At 47.3% G+C, this 14,788-nt stretch carries 23 protein-coding genes; 12 read left to right on the top strand and 11 right to left on the bottom strand.

The genetic code is table 11. The features are described 5' to 3' along the window. The first annotated feature begins 178 nt into the window (after nucleotides 1–178). The 3 genes from AM1_RS17240 (at nucleotide 179) to AM1_RS17250 (ending at nucleotide 1,995) form a co-directional block, all read left to right on the top strand. Entirely contained in the window at nucleotides 179–835 is a 657-nt protein-coding gene (locus AM1_RS17240; protein ID WP_041659922.1) for a DUF4328 domain-containing protein, read from the top strand. A 210-nt stretch (nucleotides 836–1,045) separates the two neighbouring features. Then, a complete protein-coding gene (locus AM1_RS17245) occupies nucleotides 1,046–1,462 on the top strand; it encodes a secondary thiamine-phosphate synthase enzyme YjbQ (protein WP_012164165.1) in 417 nt (138 codons plus the stop codon). A gap of 128 nt (nucleotides 1,463–1,590) precedes the next feature. Beyond that, nucleotides 1,591–1,995, top strand: a complete 405-nt coding sequence (locus tag AM1_RS17250) for a DUF1499 domain-containing protein (protein ID WP_012164166.1) — start codon at nucleotides 1,591–1,593, stop codon at nucleotides 1,993–1,995. 21 nt (nucleotides 1,996–2,016) lie between these two features. Here AM1_RS17250 and AM1_RS17255 read toward each other — a convergent pair whose 3' ends face one another. Beyond that, complete coding sequence (locus AM1_RS17255; protein WP_010475854.1) at nucleotides 2,017–2,430, bottom strand: hypothetical protein; 414 nt, start codon at nucleotides 2,428–2,430, stop codon at nucleotides 2,017–2,019. Nucleotides 2,431–2,555: 125 nt separating this feature from the next. Between AM1_RS17255 and AM1_RS17260 the strand changes: the two genes are divergently transcribed. The 4 genes from AM1_RS17260 to AM1_RS17275 all read left to right on the top strand — a co-directional run bounded on the left by AM1_RS17260 (nucleotide 2,556) and on the right by AM1_RS17275 (nucleotide 5,479). Then, nucleotides 2,556–2,864 (top strand): TMEM14 family protein, encoded by a 309-nt coding sequence (locus AM1_RS17260; protein WP_012164168.1) that lies wholly within the window; start codon nucleotides 2,556–2,558, stop codon nucleotides 2,862–2,864. A 251-nt stretch (nucleotides 2,865–3,115) separates the two neighbouring features. After that, entirely contained in the window at nucleotides 3,116–4,030 is a 915-nt protein-coding gene (locus AM1_RS17265) for a M23 family metallopeptidase (protein WP_041659923.1), read from the top strand. A 145-nt stretch (nucleotides 4,031–4,175) separates the two neighbouring features. Next, nucleotides 4,176–4,505, top strand: a complete 330-nt coding sequence (locus tag AM1_RS17270) for a DUF1825 family protein (protein WP_010475860.1) — start codon at nucleotides 4,176–4,178, stop codon at nucleotides 4,503–4,505. A gap of 92 nt (nucleotides 4,506–4,597) precedes the next feature. Then, entirely contained in the window at nucleotides 4,598–5,479 is an 882-nt protein-coding gene (locus AM1_RS17275) for an aminotransferase class IV (RefSeq protein ID WP_012164170.1), read from the top strand. Nucleotides 5,480–5,529: 50 nt separating this feature from the next. On the opposite strand, the gene AM1_RS17280 is transcribed toward AM1_RS17275, so the two are convergent. The 4 genes from AM1_RS17280 to AM1_RS17295 form a co-directional block, all read right to left on the bottom strand. Further along, a complete protein-coding gene (locus tag AM1_RS17280) occupies nucleotides 5,530–6,201 on the bottom strand; it encodes a DUF4241 domain-containing protein (protein WP_012164171.1) in 672 nt (223 codons plus the stop codon). Nucleotides 6,202–6,305: 104 nt separating this feature from the next. Beyond that, nucleotides 6,306–6,692, bottom strand: a complete 387-nt coding sequence (locus tag AM1_RS17285) for a type II toxin-antitoxin system VapC family toxin (protein WP_012164172.1) — start codon at nucleotides 6,690–6,692, stop codon at nucleotides 6,306–6,308. Nucleotides 6,693–6,700: 8 nt separating this feature from the next. Then, entirely contained in the window at nucleotides 6,701–6,958 is a 258-nt protein-coding gene (locus AM1_RS17290; RefSeq protein ID WP_012164173.1) for a type II toxin-antitoxin system Phd/YefM family antitoxin, read from the bottom strand. Between the two features lie 128 nt (nucleotides 6,959–7,086). Next, nucleotides 7,087–7,686 carry a redoxin domain-containing protein gene (locus tag AM1_RS17295; RefSeq protein ID WP_012164174.1) on the bottom strand — a complete coding sequence of 200 codons (600 nt, stop codon included), beginning with the start codon at nucleotides 7,684–7,686 and terminating at the stop codon, nucleotides 7,087–7,089. Between the two features lie 205 nt (nucleotides 7,687–7,891). Here AM1_RS17295 and AM1_RS17300 point away from each other — a divergent pair, with 205 nt between their 5' ends. Further along, a complete protein-coding gene (locus tag AM1_RS17300) occupies nucleotides 7,892–8,608 on the top strand; it encodes an ROK family protein (protein ID WP_012164175.1) in 717 nt (238 codons plus the stop codon). Here the strand turns inward: AM1_RS17300 and AM1_RS17305 are convergent, their stop codons facing one another. The 4 genes from AM1_RS17305 to AM1_RS17315 form a co-directional block, all read right to left on the bottom strand. Further along, complete coding sequence (locus tag AM1_RS17305; protein WP_012164176.1) at nucleotides 8,609–9,277, bottom strand: hypothetical protein; 669 nt, start codon at nucleotides 9,275–9,277, stop codon at nucleotides 8,609–8,611. A 195-nt stretch (nucleotides 9,278–9,472) separates the two neighbouring features. Next, nucleotides 9,473–9,595, bottom strand: a complete 123-nt coding sequence (locus AM1_RS43995) for a hypothetical protein (RefSeq protein ID WP_012164177.1) — start codon at nucleotides 9,593–9,595, stop codon at nucleotides 9,473–9,475. Between the two features lie 2 nt (nucleotides 9,596–9,597). Further along, complete coding sequence (locus tag AM1_RS17310) at nucleotides 9,598–9,807, bottom strand: DUF4278 domain-containing protein (protein WP_012164178.1); 210 nt, start codon at nucleotides 9,805–9,807, stop codon at nucleotides 9,598–9,600. A gap of 38 nt (nucleotides 9,808–9,845) precedes the next feature. Then, nucleotides 9,846–10,034, bottom strand: coding sequence for a DUF4278 domain-containing protein (locus AM1_RS17315; protein ID WP_012164179.1), 189 nt, complete (start codon nucleotides 10,032–10,034; stop codon nucleotides 9,846–9,848). Nucleotides 10,035–10,317: 283 nt separating this feature from the next. Here AM1_RS17315 and AM1_RS17320 point away from each other — a divergent pair, with 283 nt between their 5' ends. Continuing rightward, a complete protein-coding gene (locus AM1_RS17320) occupies nucleotides 10,318–11,472 on the top strand; it encodes a serine hydrolase domain-containing protein (RefSeq protein WP_238549001.1) in 1,155 nt (384 codons plus the stop codon). A gap of 25 nt (nucleotides 11,473–11,497) precedes the next feature. On the opposite strand, the gene AM1_RS17325 is transcribed toward AM1_RS17320, so the two are convergent. Further along, nucleotides 11,498–12,088: an ankyrin repeat domain-containing protein gene (locus tag AM1_RS17325; RefSeq protein ID WP_049783749.1), complete on the bottom strand. Its 591-nt coding sequence runs from the start codon at nucleotides 12,086–12,088 to the stop codon at nucleotides 11,498–11,500. A 129-nt stretch (nucleotides 12,089–12,217) separates the two neighbouring features. Here AM1_RS17325 and moaB point away from each other — a divergent pair, with 129 nt between their 5' ends. Together moaB and AM1_RS17335 are read left to right on the top strand one after the other, a co-directional pair. Then, the gene (gene moaB, locus AM1_RS17330) at nucleotides 12,218–12,730 is read left to right on the top strand and encodes a molybdenum cofactor biosynthesis protein B (protein WP_012164182.1); all 513 of its coding nucleotides are present in this window, start codon (nucleotides 12,218–12,220) and stop codon (nucleotides 12,728–12,730) included. Nucleotides 12,731–12,811: 81 nt separating this feature from the next. Continuing rightward, the gene (locus AM1_RS17335) at nucleotides 12,812–13,132 is read left to right on the top strand and encodes a VOC family protein (protein WP_012164183.1); all 321 of its coding nucleotides are present in this window, start codon (nucleotides 12,812–12,814) and stop codon (nucleotides 13,130–13,132) included. On the opposite strand, the gene ubiE is transcribed toward AM1_RS17335, so the two are convergent. Next, on the bottom strand, nucleotides 13,129–13,839 hold the full coding sequence (ubiE, locus tag AM1_RS17340) for a bifunctional demethylmenaquinone methyltransferase/2-methoxy-6-polyprenyl-1,4-benzoquinol methylase UbiE (RefSeq protein ID WP_041660948.1): 711 nt from the start codon (nucleotides 13,837–13,839) through the stop codon (nucleotides 13,129–13,131). The genes AM1_RS17335 and ubiE overlap by 4 nt on opposite strands. 36 nt (nucleotides 13,840–13,875) lie before the next feature. Here ubiE and AM1_RS17345 point away from each other — a divergent pair, with 36 nt between their 5' ends. Then, a complete protein-coding gene (locus AM1_RS17345; RefSeq protein WP_012164185.1) occupies nucleotides 13,876–14,721 on the top strand; it encodes a Tab2/Atab2 family RNA-binding protein in 846 nt (281 codons plus the stop codon). Nucleotides 14,722–14,788: the final 67 nt, after the last annotated feature.

The following is a 14,788-nucleotide window of genomic DNA, read 5'->3' on the forward strand; positions in this document are numbered from 1 at the left end:
GGTTCGCCAGTGCTGACTATCCTCGTTCATCAGCGTCCGTTGTTTACTGGATGACTGGTGCAGTTTAACTAGTGCTCATTCTTGATGAATAAGCTTTTTGAACAAAATCGCCAATATACTGCCAATAGCTGAGGAGTATTCTGGTTGTGATTAAGCTTTTTTCTACTTGGCACAACCCATGAATGACGACACCCAATCGTTCAGCTTCACACAAGATCCATCATCTCTGACCAAGATCTTGAAAGTTTTCCTGTGGATCTCTGTTGGTGTAGGGGCACTTGCAGTAGTATCTGACATTGCTCAGTTAACCTTGCTGACCGGAGGTCCGGTCGGTTTAGCAGAGGCTAATGCAAATGATGCTAGACAAGGGCTAGTCGGCATCATTTCTATCATTACTTTTATTATTACCGGTATCACATTTCTTAGATGGGTCTATCGAGCCAATGTGAACTGTCACGGGTTTGGAGCACAAAATATGCAATTCACTCCTGGATGGGCAGTTGGATTCTATTTTGTTCCGATTCTGAGCTTTTTTAAGCCCTGTGAGGCAATGGTTGAAATTTGGAAAATCAGCCAGGATCCAATGAACTGGGAAAATCAGTCCAATGATGCACTCGTGGGTGTGTGGTGGAGTTTATTTTTGGTCTCTAACATTGCTGGCAATATATCTATCCAAACAGCTTTAAGAGCTAAAGATCCAGAGACCCTAACACTTTCAACAGTAGCGGCTATTATTTCAACGATTGCCGGTATTGCGTTGGATATTGTTGCGGTTTCATTAGTATCCAAGATTCTGAAAATGCAACAAAAACTTGTCAATCGTTATTCTCACTAGATCCTAGCAAGTAGTTTGATTCCGTAACGGATCTTGTAGACCCGTTCAAGACCCCATGAGTGTCCCTGTTCTATTGATTCTTACGTGGTCAGGGACACGATGTTTATAGCCCTCAGACTGACAGTAGAGTTTTGATCGAAAACAGTTGCAGGAAGTTAAATTCTAGGCAAGGCTGAGTATTGTTCTAACGTCCAGTGCGCTTGAATAGCTATGACCCACTCCCAGCATCTTCTCAAAGTTCCAACCCAAGGAAAATCTTTCCATAACATCACCCGGCAAGTGCAGGCTGTGGTTACTGAATCTGGGATGTCCATGGGACTTTGTACCTTATTTCTTCGCCATACGTCAGCTAGCTTGGTGATTCAAGAAAACGCTGATCCAGATGTTTTGCAGGATTTAGAAACGTTTTTAGCGCGAATTGTGCCAGAAGGCCCCCACTATCGACACAGTACCGAAGGCCCGGATGACATGCCAGCTCATATCCGTACGGCTTTGACCCACACCTCAGAATATATCCCGATTCGCCAAGGTCGTTTAGCCACAGGAATCTGGCAAGGCATCTATGTATGGGAGCATCGTCAGCATGGTTCAAACCGGGAAGTAATTGTGCATTTGTCTGGGGAATAATCTTCCCTTGTGTATCTCTTTGGAAGTCTTTTATTTCAAGGGTTTGAGCCTATATTTGAGATGGTTGGACTACACAAAACTAAATAATTCTTTACAATACAAGCGGTAACTCTATTGTTCTCGTCATCATGCCCCTGCTTTCACTTTCTGGGCAACGGCCCACCTCCTTAGGTCTCAAGAAGAATCAACTCACGCCTTGTCCTAACACACCGAACTGTGTGTGCAGCCAAGATCCCGATCCGGGGCATCAGATAGACCCCCTCACCTTTGAAGGTACTCCCAAAGAGGCCTTTGCCAAGCTTAAAACCATCTTGGCTGATACGGGGAATGCCGAAATTATTCAGGAAACCCGTAACTACATTTATGCCGAATTCACCAGCGGTTTGATGGGGTTTGTGGATGATGTAGAGTTTTACCTGGATAACCGAGCCAAAGTGATTCAGGTCCGCTCTGCATCTCGTTTGGGCAAGTCAGATTTAGGGGCCAACAAATCCCGCGTTAAGTCTATCCAAAAGAAGCTGAAGAAAGCTTAGGGTTCTACCTACTCAGTTCTTTCACTCGCTAGCAAACGCATCAGGAAAAGCTTGCCATACCTGCTGAATCATCTGACGTAGGGCTTGGTGAGCTTTGCGATCGCGTTCTGATACGACCTTAGGATCTTCTTGATCCTGAGGTTTTTCCGTATGCATTTGTAGTAGAAATGGGAGGACTTCATCGTCCATGGCAGGCCGAAAGAACTGAGAAGGCCACACTAAATCTGCACAGTTCTGGAGACGAAAGGAAAAGAGGCCCTGAGCTGGGTAAGCCGGTTCTGAACTCTGGGTGGTCAGTTGTAAAAATAGGGGTCGCACCCAAGATCGTTGCCGAGTTTCGATGGTTTGGATCACTTCGGCGTACAAGTAGCTGCCTTGGTGCTCTAAGCAAACAATTTCGTAAGAGGTCGCATGGGAGCTAGATTGATCAGTCATGGTGGCAGGGTTGCGATCGCATACTGTTAGTCTATCCCTGAGATAGAACTCCCGACTAGGGGGAATACCGATTAAGAACACACTATGGGACAGTAGTTGCAAGCCCCCCCTATTTGAGAATCATCATGACTTCTAGCATTCTTGCCGCATTTATCTATGGTCTTTTTACTCTGCTGGGCGGAATTATGGGGTATGTCAAGAGTCGGAGTAAGATTTCGTTGATTTCGGGCTGTTTCTCGGGTATGTTGCTGTTGTCAGGAGCCTTGGCGGCACTGAAAGGAAATGCTTGGGGATTGACCCTAGCAATGGTGGTGACGGCGCTTTTAATCGTTGTTTTTTTAGTTCGGTGGCTGAAAACTCGTAAAGTGATGCCTGCTGGATTAATGGTGGGACTCGGGGGTATCGCTCTTGCTGTGATGATCTTTGGGGGATAGCCCCAGGCATGAGTGAATGGTTATTTCTGATACCCTTTGGCATGAAATAAGGGTTGATTTTTATTCTCTAATAGCTGAAAGTTCCTTCCCATGAAGCGAGTGGGCAACCTATGGGCGAGAGATTGATGATGGGCTCTCAGAGTCGAACCAACCAGTAATCACAAACTATGGATAGTTATATTGCTGGTTTTGGCAGGGCTGACTACTCAGCATGAGAGTTCAGGGAACATACAGTTTGAAAGGATTTGCCCATGCTCTTAACTCAGCGCAAACAGAAAAAGAAGGTTTGGCTTGGTGAACTACTGGTTCAGAAGGGATTAATCAGTCCCGCTGAGTTATCTCAGGCATTAGCAGAACAGCGACATACTCACCTAAAGCTCGGTGAAATCTTAATTCAACGAGGATTAATCAGTCACCAGCAGCTGCAACAGGTGCTCAATGAACAGCGGTGGCGTAATGTCGTGACGGCTGTATTGCTTTCCGTGAGTGCGTTCGTCTCTGATCTGCCCCGTCTCGTCTATAGTCAACCGATTCCTTACCACCGATCGACTTCGACGATTATCACACCTGATTCTGTTAGTGCAGGAGCGTCCCCTAAGGCAGTGGGTGGGGCACGGTCACCGCAGCCGTTGAGTCGTAATCGATATCAGGTACCCTTGCAAGCCTATGCAACCGTAACGTCTCCCCTACGGGGATTTTGCCATCCCTTAAAGGGACAAGGCCATCTGAGCCAGGGTATAAGGGGCCAAACCCATCGAGGCCGAATGGAATATGCCTACGATTTAGCAGTAAATATCGGCACTCCAGTTTATGCCATGCGTTCAGGTAAAGTGATCGCCATCCGAGATTACTATCCTGATAATGGCGGTAGCCAATCCAAATCTTCTCGTTTTAACTATGTATGGCTAGAGCATGATGGTGGCTATCGCTCCGCCTATATCCATCTGCAAAAGAAATTTAATCGAAAAGTCAACCTAAAAGTTGGACAGTGGGTGCATGCCCAACAGTTAATTGGCTTTAGCGGTAATTCGGGTTGGAGTTCTGGTCCTCACTTACATGTCGAGGTCCAAAGACCTGAACGCGTGAAACAGCTTGCGAAGAAATTTTCCAAGACGGTCCCGTTCGAGATAGCTGGGTATTGTCCTGCAGCCCGAGTGGCTCACTAATCTCAACCAGGGATAAAATAGCCTACCCCCAAGGAGAAGATTACGGTTTCCCCTAATGCTCTTCCCTAGGTGCATTGAGGAGAAAGCGGTAACATTAGTACATATACCGCTACCCATTACTTTTCTAAGGACATCACATTTAATCATGGGATTTTTTGATTCTGATATTGTGCAGCAGGAGGCAAAGCAACTGTTTGAGGATTATCAGTCCCTCATGCAGTTAGGGGGCAGCTATGGCAAGTTTGATCGGGATGGCAAAGTGCTCTATATCGAGCGCATGGAAGAAATGATGGACCGCTATCGCGTGTTTATGAAGCGCTTTGAGCTGTCCGATGATTTTATGGCCCGGATGACGGTCGAGCAACTCCAAACTCAGCTTGGGCAGTTTGGTATGACGCCTCAGCAGATGTTTGACAATATGAATCGCACCCTAGAACGGATGAAGCAAGAGGTGGAGTCCAATCCTTACGGGTAAATAAATATGAATTGATCTCAGGATTCTTTACCCAGGTTAGGGATAGGGGTCTGTTCGGGTAGATTGTCTGTAGTACTTTGGATTGGCGGGCCATGAGTCTACTGACAAATCTCAATGGTGTGATAGCTGCATCGGCAACGGTTTCCGTTTTAGATCGCGGTTTCTTGTATGGTGACAGCATTTACGAAGTGGTGCGAACGTTTCAGGGTCGCCACTTTGGACTGCAAGAGCATCTGGATCGCCTCCGTCAGTCTGCAGAGCATCTATATATGGAGGTGCCGTGGAGCGATCAGCATATTCAAGCTGAAGTAGAACGTACGCTCCAACAAGCGCCGTGGCAGGAGTCCTATATCCGCATTGTGGTCAGCCGGGGGACTGAAACTAAAATTAGTCTTCAACCCAGTCCGAACCTGCAACCCAGCTTACTCATTGTCGCTTCGGAAATCTCGCCAGAGCCCATCTTGTCAGAGCAAGGGATACATCTGGTGATTAGTGAGCGGCTCCGTAATGATCGTCAAGCTCTGTCTCCAGCCGCTAAAACAGGGAATTATCTCAACAATATTTTGGCGTTACTAGAAGCCCAGCAGCAGGGTGCTGAAGATGCGCTGATGCTCAATCAGCAGGGCGACATTACTGAAGCTACAACCAGTAATCTCTGGATTGTCCGAGAAGGTGTGGTGCAAACCCCACCCGCAGATGTGGGGATTTTGAAGGGCATTACCCGTTATTTCCTGTGGCGAATTCTGCAAACCCATGGCATTCCCTGTGAGGAAGTTATCCTCAAGCCAGAAGACTTATGGTCAGCGGAAGAAGCATTTTTAAGCTCTTCTGTGCGGCTAATGATGCCTGTGAACCAAATCAATGAGTATCGACTTCCCCAGTGTCCTGGGAAAATAACGCGATTTTTATGGGAGGAGTTTTTGAGGTTGATGGCGAAGGAAAGCCACAGCTTTGAGAAAATACTGCCAGTTTAATTATTTTGGATGGTATCCAACCAATGTGAATCACGCTTAAAACGTAGGTACTAAAGCCAAGTCATTTTCTTGGTATCAAAGAGCTGACAGTCAGTAACAACGCAGGCAATATTGTTCTCTACGTCATATCCAAAAAAGGATGCATAGACACCGTCACCCCAGCCAGTCTGAAATGCTACAACGTTGGCATGTGTGTGCTTATCTATACATAAATTAGCCCATGCAACGGAAGAAGATTGAATATCTTCTAGGATGTCTGATAATTCATCCAGCAAACTTTTCGGTTCTTCCATATAAGTCATATCATCTAGCAAGAAAGAAGCTTCATAGTCGATAAAACAACCTGTGGCTGAATCAACACCATAGCCAAAAAATTCTCCTTCTTGAAGAGAACTCAAATCATATCCTAGAAAATTTGCCAGCTTCCATTTCAGAGGCTGTGTCTGAGTGAACTGAACCATTGCATAGGCAACTCTTGGAGACATTTTTCGATCCAGTACCTGAGCAATGCTTAAGGTAACTGGGTAGCAGCTTTTCTGAGGGAACTCAGCATCGAAAGAAGGGCTTGCACCAATCACCAATGGATCGCATGCGAATAGCTTTCCCGAAGGTAAGTATAGTAATCCTGCATCAAGTGGATTGAAAATGACCTTGCCAACATTTTTGATGTCTGCCCTGTTATGGGCCTTAAAAGCATCCAGATAGTTGAAGGTAGAGTTCATACAAAATATTTCTCTGCTTTCAACAGTTTTCCTAACTACTTGGAGGAAGTCTCGAAAACCTTAAAGCGATAGATGCCTTAACCTGCATTCTCTCTCCAATTGCCTTACCAAATGATCTCCACTGAATACTGTTGAATCTTTTTGTCCACGGTAATGATGGCAAGTTTCTCCATTTGACTTTGGGCAATGAGCAGGCGATCAAAAGAGTCATTGTGATGGGGTGCAAGATGGGCAATTCTCAGCACGTGAGGCAAGTGTACAGGTAAAATTTGAAACTGATAATACTCTAAACGTTTTGGTATATAGATTTCAGGTGATTCAGGTAATGGCAATTTACCCAGCTTGTATTTGATTACTATCTCCCAAACACTGACGACACTGAGCAACAGAATATGGTCTGAATTCTCAATGAATTGTCTGGCAGCAGCAGAGAGCTGGGCATCGTTTGTATTCCACCAAAGAAAAGTATGGGTATCCAGTAATGCTCTCATCTACAACGTTATTGACCCTCAAAAGCTCGCAGGATCTCATCAGGCAATGGATCATTGAAGTTGTCCGGCACCACAAATTGCCCTTCATCGATACCCGGCCTGCGAGGTTTGAGTGGAGCCTGCTTATCGATTAGCGATGAGACCAACGTGACTTGCGCTTGGTCGTCCCCATCCACGCTAATTACTACTTCTTCGCCACCTAGTACTTGCTGCACTAAGTCAGGTAGATGTGCTGCTGCTTCTTCAACCGAAACATGAACGGTCATCTTAGAGTTATCTTTTTAAGCTGATTTGCTTCCAGCCTAATCAAAATATCCAGAGAATTCAATTTCGATGAGTGAATCAACCGTTTTCGTCATGTTAGGATATCGACCGCTTGAGAGGATGGCTCAACTTAACCTAGTAGCGCTTGGATGGTCTGCTCGGTTTCTTGATAGGCCCCCTCACCAATGTGGTGATAGGTAATCACACCTTCGCGATTGGTTAAGAACAGATGGGGCCAATAGCGATTACGGTAGGCTTTCCAGGTTTGATAGTTGTTGTCTAGGGGCACGGGATAGGCAATTTGGTATTCCGCTAGAGCCTTTTGGACATTGCTGGCAGCATGTTCATATTTAAATTCCGGGGTATGAATACCAATCACTTGTAGACCCTGATCGGCATATTGCTGGTGCCAGCGAGTGACATAGGGGAGAGTGCGCTGGCTATTGATGCAGCCAAAAGTCCAAAACTGGACAAGAACGACTTTTCCTTTGAGGTCTGCAATGCTAAGAGGCTCAGAATTGAGCCAGTGGGAAATGCCTTGAAAAGGGTGGAGCGGTTGGCCCAAATTCACATCATCTCGCTTGGTCCAGAGAGATGTATTGGAGGGCGTTTCGAAGGCGGTCACGGAACGATTTTGCGATCGCGGTAACAATGCAGCTCCAACAGCCGATGCCGCCCCTAACCCCAAGAGGGATAACAGTTTACGCCGCTGAGGTTGAAAGAAGCTCATGATAATCGCTCAGATTTCAAGATAATTACGGCCTATTCTACTGACCAATACTGAGAATAGACTGAGCAATGAAATAGAGATACTTCTAGCAGTCAGTAACGAGCAAACCTAGCTCTGGTAAAGATTACAAGCAGATGTCAAATTCAGGAACACTTTGGTCTAGACTAGCGGAGTTAAAGGTTGTCACATGAGCTAGGAAAAATAGATGGGTACCCCTGCTGATGAATCTCTTTTAGTCTTATCCGTTGATATTGGCGGTAGTGGGATTAAAGCCATGGTTTTAGACGAAAGCGGTCAACCCATCACCGAGCGCCAGCGCATTGAAACCCCTTCTTATCCCAACCCGCCTGCTGTTTTAGATGTGATTGTTGAACTGGCCAAAGGACAAGGAGATTTCAACCGTGTGTCCGTGGGCTTTCCAGGGGTGGTTCAAAATGGCGTTATCAAAACAGCCGTGAATCTCAATAAAGAATGGATTGATTACGACCTAGCGAAAAATTTGGAAGCGCGTTTGGATGCCCCTGTGCGCGTGGCCAATGATGCAGATATTCAAGGCTATGGGGCCATCTCAGGCCAAGGGGTAGAGCTAGTCGTTACCCTGGGGACTGGCTTTGGGTCGGCATTATTTGTGAATGGTCACCTCGTGCCCAACCTAGAAATTGCCCATCACCCTTTTATCAAAGGCAAAACCTACGAACAGCAGCTGGGGCGTCAAGCTATGAAGAAAAAAGGCAAGAAAGCCTGGAATCGTCATTTAGCCCAAGCGATCAAGAACCTCGAACACCTGTTTAACTATGACCGGCTGTATATGGGAGGAGGCGAAACCAAACGGGTCAAGATCGATCTCTCCGACAATGTTGAAATTGTCAGTAATCGAGCCGGTATTCTCGGTGGGATTGCCCTCTGGCGAGATCGAGGCTGATTAGGGCTGACTCGCGGTTTTAAAGAATTGGTTGCTGTAGGGCCACAAAAACACATTAAAGCGGCGACCTGCCAATTTTTGCCGATGCTGATAGGTGTTCTGGGCGGAAAGGCTGGTCACTGCGTTCAAGCGGTCGGCTAACTTCATACAGTTTGCCAGGCTACTAGGGGTGTAACATTGCACATCCACTTGATTGCAGCCCCCAGATGGTAATTGCTTGGCTTGAAACGGTTGAATACTGCAGTAAATCGTCTTCGTGTACGCCCGGCGGAGTTTGAAAAAGTCTTTTTGAGAGTAGTGGGTAAAGTAGTGATCATCTACTTGCAGGCCATCGGTATGGCGAGCCTCATGCACCAGCTGGGAGACCGTGAGGGAGCGCAACTGGGGGGACTGAATCCACACTACTGGCTTAAGCTGATGCTGACGGGCTGCTTGACTGACCTGTTTCTGAACCTCATCAGAGACATTGCGAAAGTCGAGAAATACCACCTTATATTGCTGCTGCTTAATTTTCGCCATCGCCTGATTCAAAGTGTTAGACGATACGTGGTAGCGAATTTGAGGCTGAGAGAGCCAGGTGCCAGACGGAGCGGCTTGAGCAGCTTGAGGGGCAAGGGCAAGAAAAGCAGTGCCAGCTAGAGCTGTCAGCAGAAATTTTGAAGTAGGCATCAATGGATGGGGATGAGTGAGGATGAAAGAATTCTTTTTCAGAATATCTAGGATAGATCAACTTGAGTGTGACATTGATCGCTGGGGATAATCAATATATTACGACGAGAGATAATATGCAGCAAAAGCTCCTCTTCTCCCTCCTGTCAAACATTCACCTTAACCTGATGAACTGAAGGGCTGCTGGATGGACGATTAGGAACTATACCTATCCGTCATGGTTGGCGTTTTGAGTGAGGTGTTGTCCGTCAGACCCGTAACGTTTAAACAGGACAAACTCAGTTGCAGCACATGCTGCAACTGAGGGGCTGCTTCCATTTTTAGGCAAACCTCAGGTAGGTTTTAGTGCCTCGATATTGAATCAGTTGCTGAGGCTGTTGCATGGGCTCTCGCTCCTGCACAGTGGAGACGGGTTGCATCACATTGATTGCCATGGATAATCCCCGATAGGTGCCCTGCAATACTTCAGAGGACACAACGGTTGGGTTTGTTGTAGCGGTATAAAGGTTATTTCGATATTTCAGCTGCATGATGTTTTTCCCTTGGTAGTGATTCAGATTGCAATAGATTAAGCAAAATGGAGGGTTGTGGTGACCCCTCGATATTTGATCACCTGCTCTTGCTGAGGGGCAACGGTTGGCTGAGCAGCAGGAATAGTAGTGGTTAGCCCGCGATAGCTACCGGTATACCCTTCGGGTGTGTTGGGTTCGGCGTTGATGAAAGAGGTGTAGGGGGTATTGCGGTATTTGAGTGGCATGGTGGCTGTTCTCCAGGGTGTTGATAAGTCTGAGAGGGTTTAAGTCATTAACTTGATTCTCTGGGGAGTGTCCTTCAGATTCAGTGATGTTGATCCAAGGCTCACGTGACTGTAATCACTGCAGCGCATTATGCTGAAAAACTTTCTATGAGAGGATTACAGAGATTTTTAGTTGGTCGATATTTATCCCTGATGGACGGGGTATTTACGTTGTTCACTGGATACCCTTGGTCGTCTGCTTCAACCCCTAAAATAAGTCTGATGAACATCAGTGATAACCAGATTGAAAAAAGCGCTAAAGATACTGGCAGGAATACTCGCTTTGATGGCGATCGGAGTGGGGGGAGTTGTGGCTTGGCAATGGACCTTTATCCAACGGATGCTGACTTACCCAGAGAATCCCATTACAGGGGTGGGGTGGTACGCTCCCATGGCGACGGTTTCTGGGGGAGATAGTCAACCTGTTGCCACGGCTCAACCCCAGTTGTCTCAGGCTGCCTTGGAGAAAATTGAACAGTATGCCCAAGACCATCGCTCCTCGTCACTCTTGGTGATGCATCAAGGCAAACTGGTGCTGGAAAAGTACTGGCGAGGTCATAACCAGGCGGCTTATACCAATTCCATGTCCATGGCCAAAACGGTCTTGTCTTTGCTGATTGGCATTGCGATCGCAGACGGTAGCATCGGTTCAGAACAGGACCCAGTTGCCAAATATATTCCTGAATGGGCAAACGATGATCGGGCCAAAATTACGATTGAAGATTTGCTGAAAATGCAGTCTGGCCTTCGGGATTATGAAATCGCTGACGATCCCTTTTCGGATATTATCAAGCTCTATTTAGGTACTGATGCTCAATCGGCGGCTTTAAACGTTCCGGCAGAGCGCCCCTCCGGCCAGGAGTTTGCTTATATCAATGCCAATAGCCAAATTTTAGGTCTGCTTTTGGAGCGAGCGACGGGGCAAGGATATGGTCAATACTTATCTACCAAGCTTTGGCAGCCTATTGGTGCTCAAAAAGCGCAGCTATGGTTAGATCGACCGGACGGTAATGCGAAACCCTTTTGCTGTTTGTTTGCGCGATCGCAGGATTGGCTACGGGTGGGTCAACTCTTGCTCAATAATGGCAAGGTGAATCAAAAACAGGTGGTTCCTGCAGACTGGATTCAAAAGATGTTGGTCTCTAGTGGATCAGAACCTGCCTATGGCTACCATATTTGGCTAAAGGCGCGCACCCAAGATGGACCAGGCTATAAAAAAAGAGCCACAAAGCCCTTTTTGGCGGAGGATATGTTTTATCTAGATGGGTGGGGACAACAGCGGGTCTATGTGATGCCGTCTCAGGAGTTGGTGGTGGTTCGAGTCGGAGAAAAACCCAAAACTTGGGATGATGCGGTGATTCCCAATACTCTCATTCGTGGCTTGCAGTCTGCAAAGTAGAAGGGGATCTCCAATATGTGGTGGGTTAGGTCTTGGACTGTAGAAAGTTGACAATATCTTGATGGTCTAAAGATTCCGCAATTGTCAAAGCGGTATCACCATAATTATCATGAATGTCAATGGTTGCACCCGCTTGTACTAAACGTTTACAGAGCATCAAATTGCCTTTGGATGCAGCCGTCATTAATGGGGTATACCCTAAGGCACATGTCCGGTTGAGATCAGCATGTGCTTGAATGAGTGCTTCAACGATATCTGGAGTGTCTTTGGCAATGGCCAGGTGAAGAGGGGCGGAAGTAACATCGCCACGGTTTGGATTAGCACCTTCATTGAGCAACAGCTTAACGATGTCTAGATTCCCGACATCCGTCGCAATCCACAAGGGCATGGTTATCTCATATTGACTTTGATGGACATCTGCCCCTGCCAATAAGAGCGTTTCGACGATTTCAACTCGTTGCAAGTTAATCGCTTGAATTAATGGCGTGAGTCTCTCTGCTGCCCTGTAGTGGATGTTCACATCAGCGCCCTGTTTAATAAGCTGTTGTAAGGCCAATACATCATTAGCTAAAGTCACTCGGCATATTTGTTGCTCAAGCGAGTCGATTGTTCGCATAACGTTGCAAGATAGCTGTATTGCTGTGGTGGAACCTTAGCATGAGTAAAGCGTGATTTCAGAAAATAATAAATGTCTGGAGTTTCACTACCCTAGTTCAGTCAGATAGAAACGAGTGGGAGCATCAGGATGGCAAAGCAGTTTATTCCCATTAATATTGCGGTGATGACGGTGTCTGATACGCGTACGGAAGACACGGATACCTCCGGGAAACTGTTGTGCGATCGCATCCAGGAAACCGGACATACTCTAGCTGAAAAAGTCATCGTTCCTGACGACATCTACCAAATTCGTGCGGTTGTTTCTCGCTGGATCGCCGATGAATCCGTACAGGCCATTATCACTACCGGAGGCACGGGGGTAACGGGACGGGACGGCACGCCAGAAGCGATCAAACCCTTGCTGGATAAGGAAATCCAGGGGTTTGGCGAAATCTTCCGCATGATCTCCTACGAAGACATTAAGACTTCAACAATTCAGTCTCGGGCCTTATCGGGAGTCGCCAATGGCACCTACCTGTTTTGTCTACCCGGTTCATCTGGTGCTTGTCGTACAGGTTGGGATGCGCTGATTCATGACCAATTGGATGTTCGCCATTCTCCCTGTAATCTGGCAGAGCTTATGCCTCGATTGCGGGAATAGGCTGTCGGTGTTTTTTACCTCAATCTAACAGGCTAGCTTGGTACGCTAGGCTTTAGCCCGTCGCACCTATTTCGACAACCTATGAAAAAACTCCACCTCGCTATTTCGACCGACGATATTGCAGCGACGGTTCAGGACTATAGCCACCGTCTATTGGCCCAACCCTGCGTCGTAGTTGATGGAGAATATGCCCTCTGGCGCACTGAAACGCTCAATATTTCCGTGTGCAAAGATGTATCCATTCAAAAAGGCACAGTCAGACATTTAGGTTGGGAAGAGTCAACTGCCACAGAATTTACAGCAGAAGTTGATACGAACGGTATTACCTGGGAGCACTTTACCGCAGGCCAACAAGCTGAAGAAATAAACGAGTTATGGCCCAGCGCCAATTATCACCCTTAGACCGTCGGTTTCCTGGCCACTAATACTCCCATTAAACCTCCTGCAATTGGGTAGTGGGTCACCTCAGTTAATCCAGCTTCCTTTGCCAGTCTTTCCTGCTCTGATCCAGGCGGAAACCGCTCTAGACTGGGGGTGATATAGGCATATTCATCCGTGAGGCCATAGCGTTGAGCCACGGGCACCACCACCGATTGCAAATACCAATTTTGAAACTGCTGGATCCAAGCTTGTTGAGGTTGATGAAAGTCTAGAATCGCCACCCGGGCACTGGGCTTCAGCACACGATAAATTTCACCCAGACATCGAGGAATATCGGTGACGTTGCGCAGGCCATATCCCATGGTGATGCAGTCAAACTGGTTGGTGGCAAACGGGAGTTCTAGAGCATCCCCTTCCACCCAGTCCAAGGATAAATGGGGGTATTGAGTCTTGCTGCGTTGCTCGGCAACGGCTAATTGCTCTGAGGAAAAATCGACTCCGGTCACTTTACCCGGAGAGACTTTTTGAGCTAACAGTCTGGCTAAGTCCCCACTGCCACAGCAAATATCCAACCCCTGATCACCCGGTTTGGGATTGGCCCATTTGACCGCCATCATTTTCCAAATTCGGTGCTGGCCCAAGCTCAACCATTGATTCAGGTCATCATAAACAGGGGCAATGCGGTTAAAAATGTCTTGAATATCAGAGGATAGAGGAGTGGGGCTCATGGGGGGCAACCGTTGACCAATGGAGAACGAAAAACGATGACGATCTGGCAAGTAGACTTTGATCGCCGTCCTCTTAAGAATACTGAGGACTATCCCCTCTGGGAACTCACCGTTTATGATCCGCAAACCCAAATGGCCTGCCATCGGCTCTGTCCTGAACCCAACGTTAGTCCTGATTGGCTAATAGCAGAGCTAAAAGAACTCTTTACCTTAATGGGGCCACCTCCCACCCAGTTCCAAGTCTTTAGACCCCGTAGCCTGACGTTTATGGAAGAAGTGAGGCAGAAGCTAGATATCTCTGTAGAGGCCACCCGACAAACGCTAGGCTTAAAGCGGGTTTTGCAAGTAAGAACCCAAGCCTATGCTCAACTACCGGAGTATACAGGCCAATCCTATGACCCTTTAGCGATAGAACCGTTGCCTCCCCAGCCCATGCCTGAACATCTCTGGGGCGACCAATGGCAGTTTGTAACCTTAGCTGCTTCAGAGTTAGAGTCGGTACTGCTGCAACGGCCTATTCCCCTACGGACAGTGCCGGAGATGCTCTTGCCGAGTCAGTTGGGTTTAGCCGCAGATACCCGATTACCAGGGGTGTTGATCAATGGGGGACGCCGGTCGATGCAGTTGGCTCAATGGTTGCAGCAGCAGCAACCTGCTTCCATTCAAGCTATGCGGGCGGAGCTAAGTGGGTTGATTATGGCTGCCGGGTTGAATGAGCGCTATGTGTTGGTCACTTATGATGATGCCGATATTGTCCCGGCAGCCCAGGGGTTTGAGCAGGGTAAGCAAGGGAGCCAAGGGCTACATTTTTTGTTGGTACAGCCCGATGATTCAGGGGTGACCTATACAGGTTTGTGGTTATTGTCCTCATTGATGGAGTAGGCTTTATGGTCTGATATCGGCTGAGCTGTATGAATGGGGTCGGCTATGCTCGGTTTTGTAGGATATA

Origin of the sequence: Acaryochloris marina MBIC11017 (assembly GCF_000018105.1) — a bacterium.
Lineage (GTDB): Bacteria > Cyanobacteriota > Cyanobacteriia > Thermosynechococcales > Thermosynechococcaceae > Acaryochloris > Acaryochloris marina.

Coding starts and splice junctions, on each gene's coding strand:
- AM1_RS17240 (WP_041659922.1), top strand. CDS start 179: ATGAATGACGACACCCAATCGTTCAGCTTCACACAAGATCCATCATCT.
- AM1_RS17245 (WP_012164165.1), top strand. CDS start 1,046: ATGACCCACTCCCAGCATCTTCTCAAAGTTCCAACCCAAGGAAAATCT.
- AM1_RS17250 (WP_012164166.1), top strand. CDS start 1,591: ATGCCCCTGCTTTCACTTTCTGGGCAACGGCCCACCTCCTTAGGTCTC.
- AM1_RS17255 (WP_010475854.1), bottom strand. CDS start 2,430: ATGACTGATCAATCTAGCTCCCATGCGACCTCTTACGAAATTGTTTGC.
- AM1_RS17260 (WP_012164168.1), top strand. CDS start 2,556: ATGACTTCTAGCATTCTTGCCGCATTTATCTATGGTCTTTTTACTCTG.
- AM1_RS17265 (WP_041659923.1), top strand. CDS start 3,116: ATGCTCTTAACTCAGCGCAAACAGAAAAAGAAGGTTTGGCTTGGTGAA.
- AM1_RS17270 (WP_010475860.1), top strand. CDS start 4,176: ATGGGATTTTTTGATTCTGATATTGTGCAGCAGGAGGCAAAGCAACTG.
- AM1_RS17275 (WP_012164170.1), top strand. CDS start 4,598: ATGAGTCTACTGACAAATCTCAATGGTGTGATAGCTGCATCGGCAACG.
- AM1_RS17280 (WP_012164171.1), bottom strand. CDS start 6,201: ATGAACTCTACCTTCAACTATCTGGATGCTTTTAAGGCCCATAACAGG.
- AM1_RS17285 (WP_012164172.1), bottom strand. CDS start 6,692: ATGAGAGCATTACTGGATACCCATACTTTTCTTTGGTGGAATACAAAC.
- AM1_RS17290 (WP_012164173.1), bottom strand. CDS start 6,958: ATGACCGTTCATGTTTCGGTTGAAGAAGCAGCAGCACATCTACCTGAC.
- AM1_RS17295 (WP_012164174.1), bottom strand. CDS start 7,686: ATGAGCTTCTTTCAACCTCAGCGGCGTAAACTGTTATCCCTCTTGGGG.
- AM1_RS17300 (WP_012164175.1), top strand. CDS start 7,892: ATGGGTACCCCTGCTGATGAATCTCTTTTAGTCTTATCCGTTGATATT.
- AM1_RS17305 (WP_012164176.1), bottom strand. CDS start 9,277: ATGCCTACTTCAAAATTTCTGCTGACAGCTCTAGCTGGCACTGCTTTT.
- AM1_RS43995 (WP_012164177.1), bottom strand. CDS start 9,595: ATGGAAGCAGCCCCTCAGTTGCAGCATGTGCTGCAACTGAGTTTGTCC.
- AM1_RS17310 (WP_012164178.1), bottom strand. CDS start 9,807: ATGCAGCTGAAATATCGAAATAACCTTTATACCGCTACAACAAACCCA.
- AM1_RS17315 (WP_012164179.1), bottom strand. CDS start 10,034: ATGCCACTCAAATACCGCAATACCCCCTACACCTCTTTCATCAACGCC.
- AM1_RS17325 (WP_049783749.1), bottom strand. CDS start 12,088: ATGCGAACAATCGACTCGCTTGAGCAACAAATATGCCGAGTGACTTTA.
- moaB (WP_012164182.1), top strand. CDS start 12,218: ATGGCAAAGCAGTTTATTCCCATTAATATTGCGGTGATGACGGTGTCT.
- AM1_RS17335 (WP_012164183.1), top strand. CDS start 12,812: ATGAAAAAACTCCACCTCGCTATTTCGACCGACGATATTGCAGCGACG.
- ubiE (WP_041660948.1), bottom strand. CDS start 13,839: ATGAGCCCCACTCCTCTATCCTCTGATATTCAAGACATTTTTAACCGC.
- AM1_RS17345 (WP_012164185.1), top strand. CDS start 13,876: ATGACGATCTGGCAAGTAGACTTTGATCGCCGTCCTCTTAAGAATACT.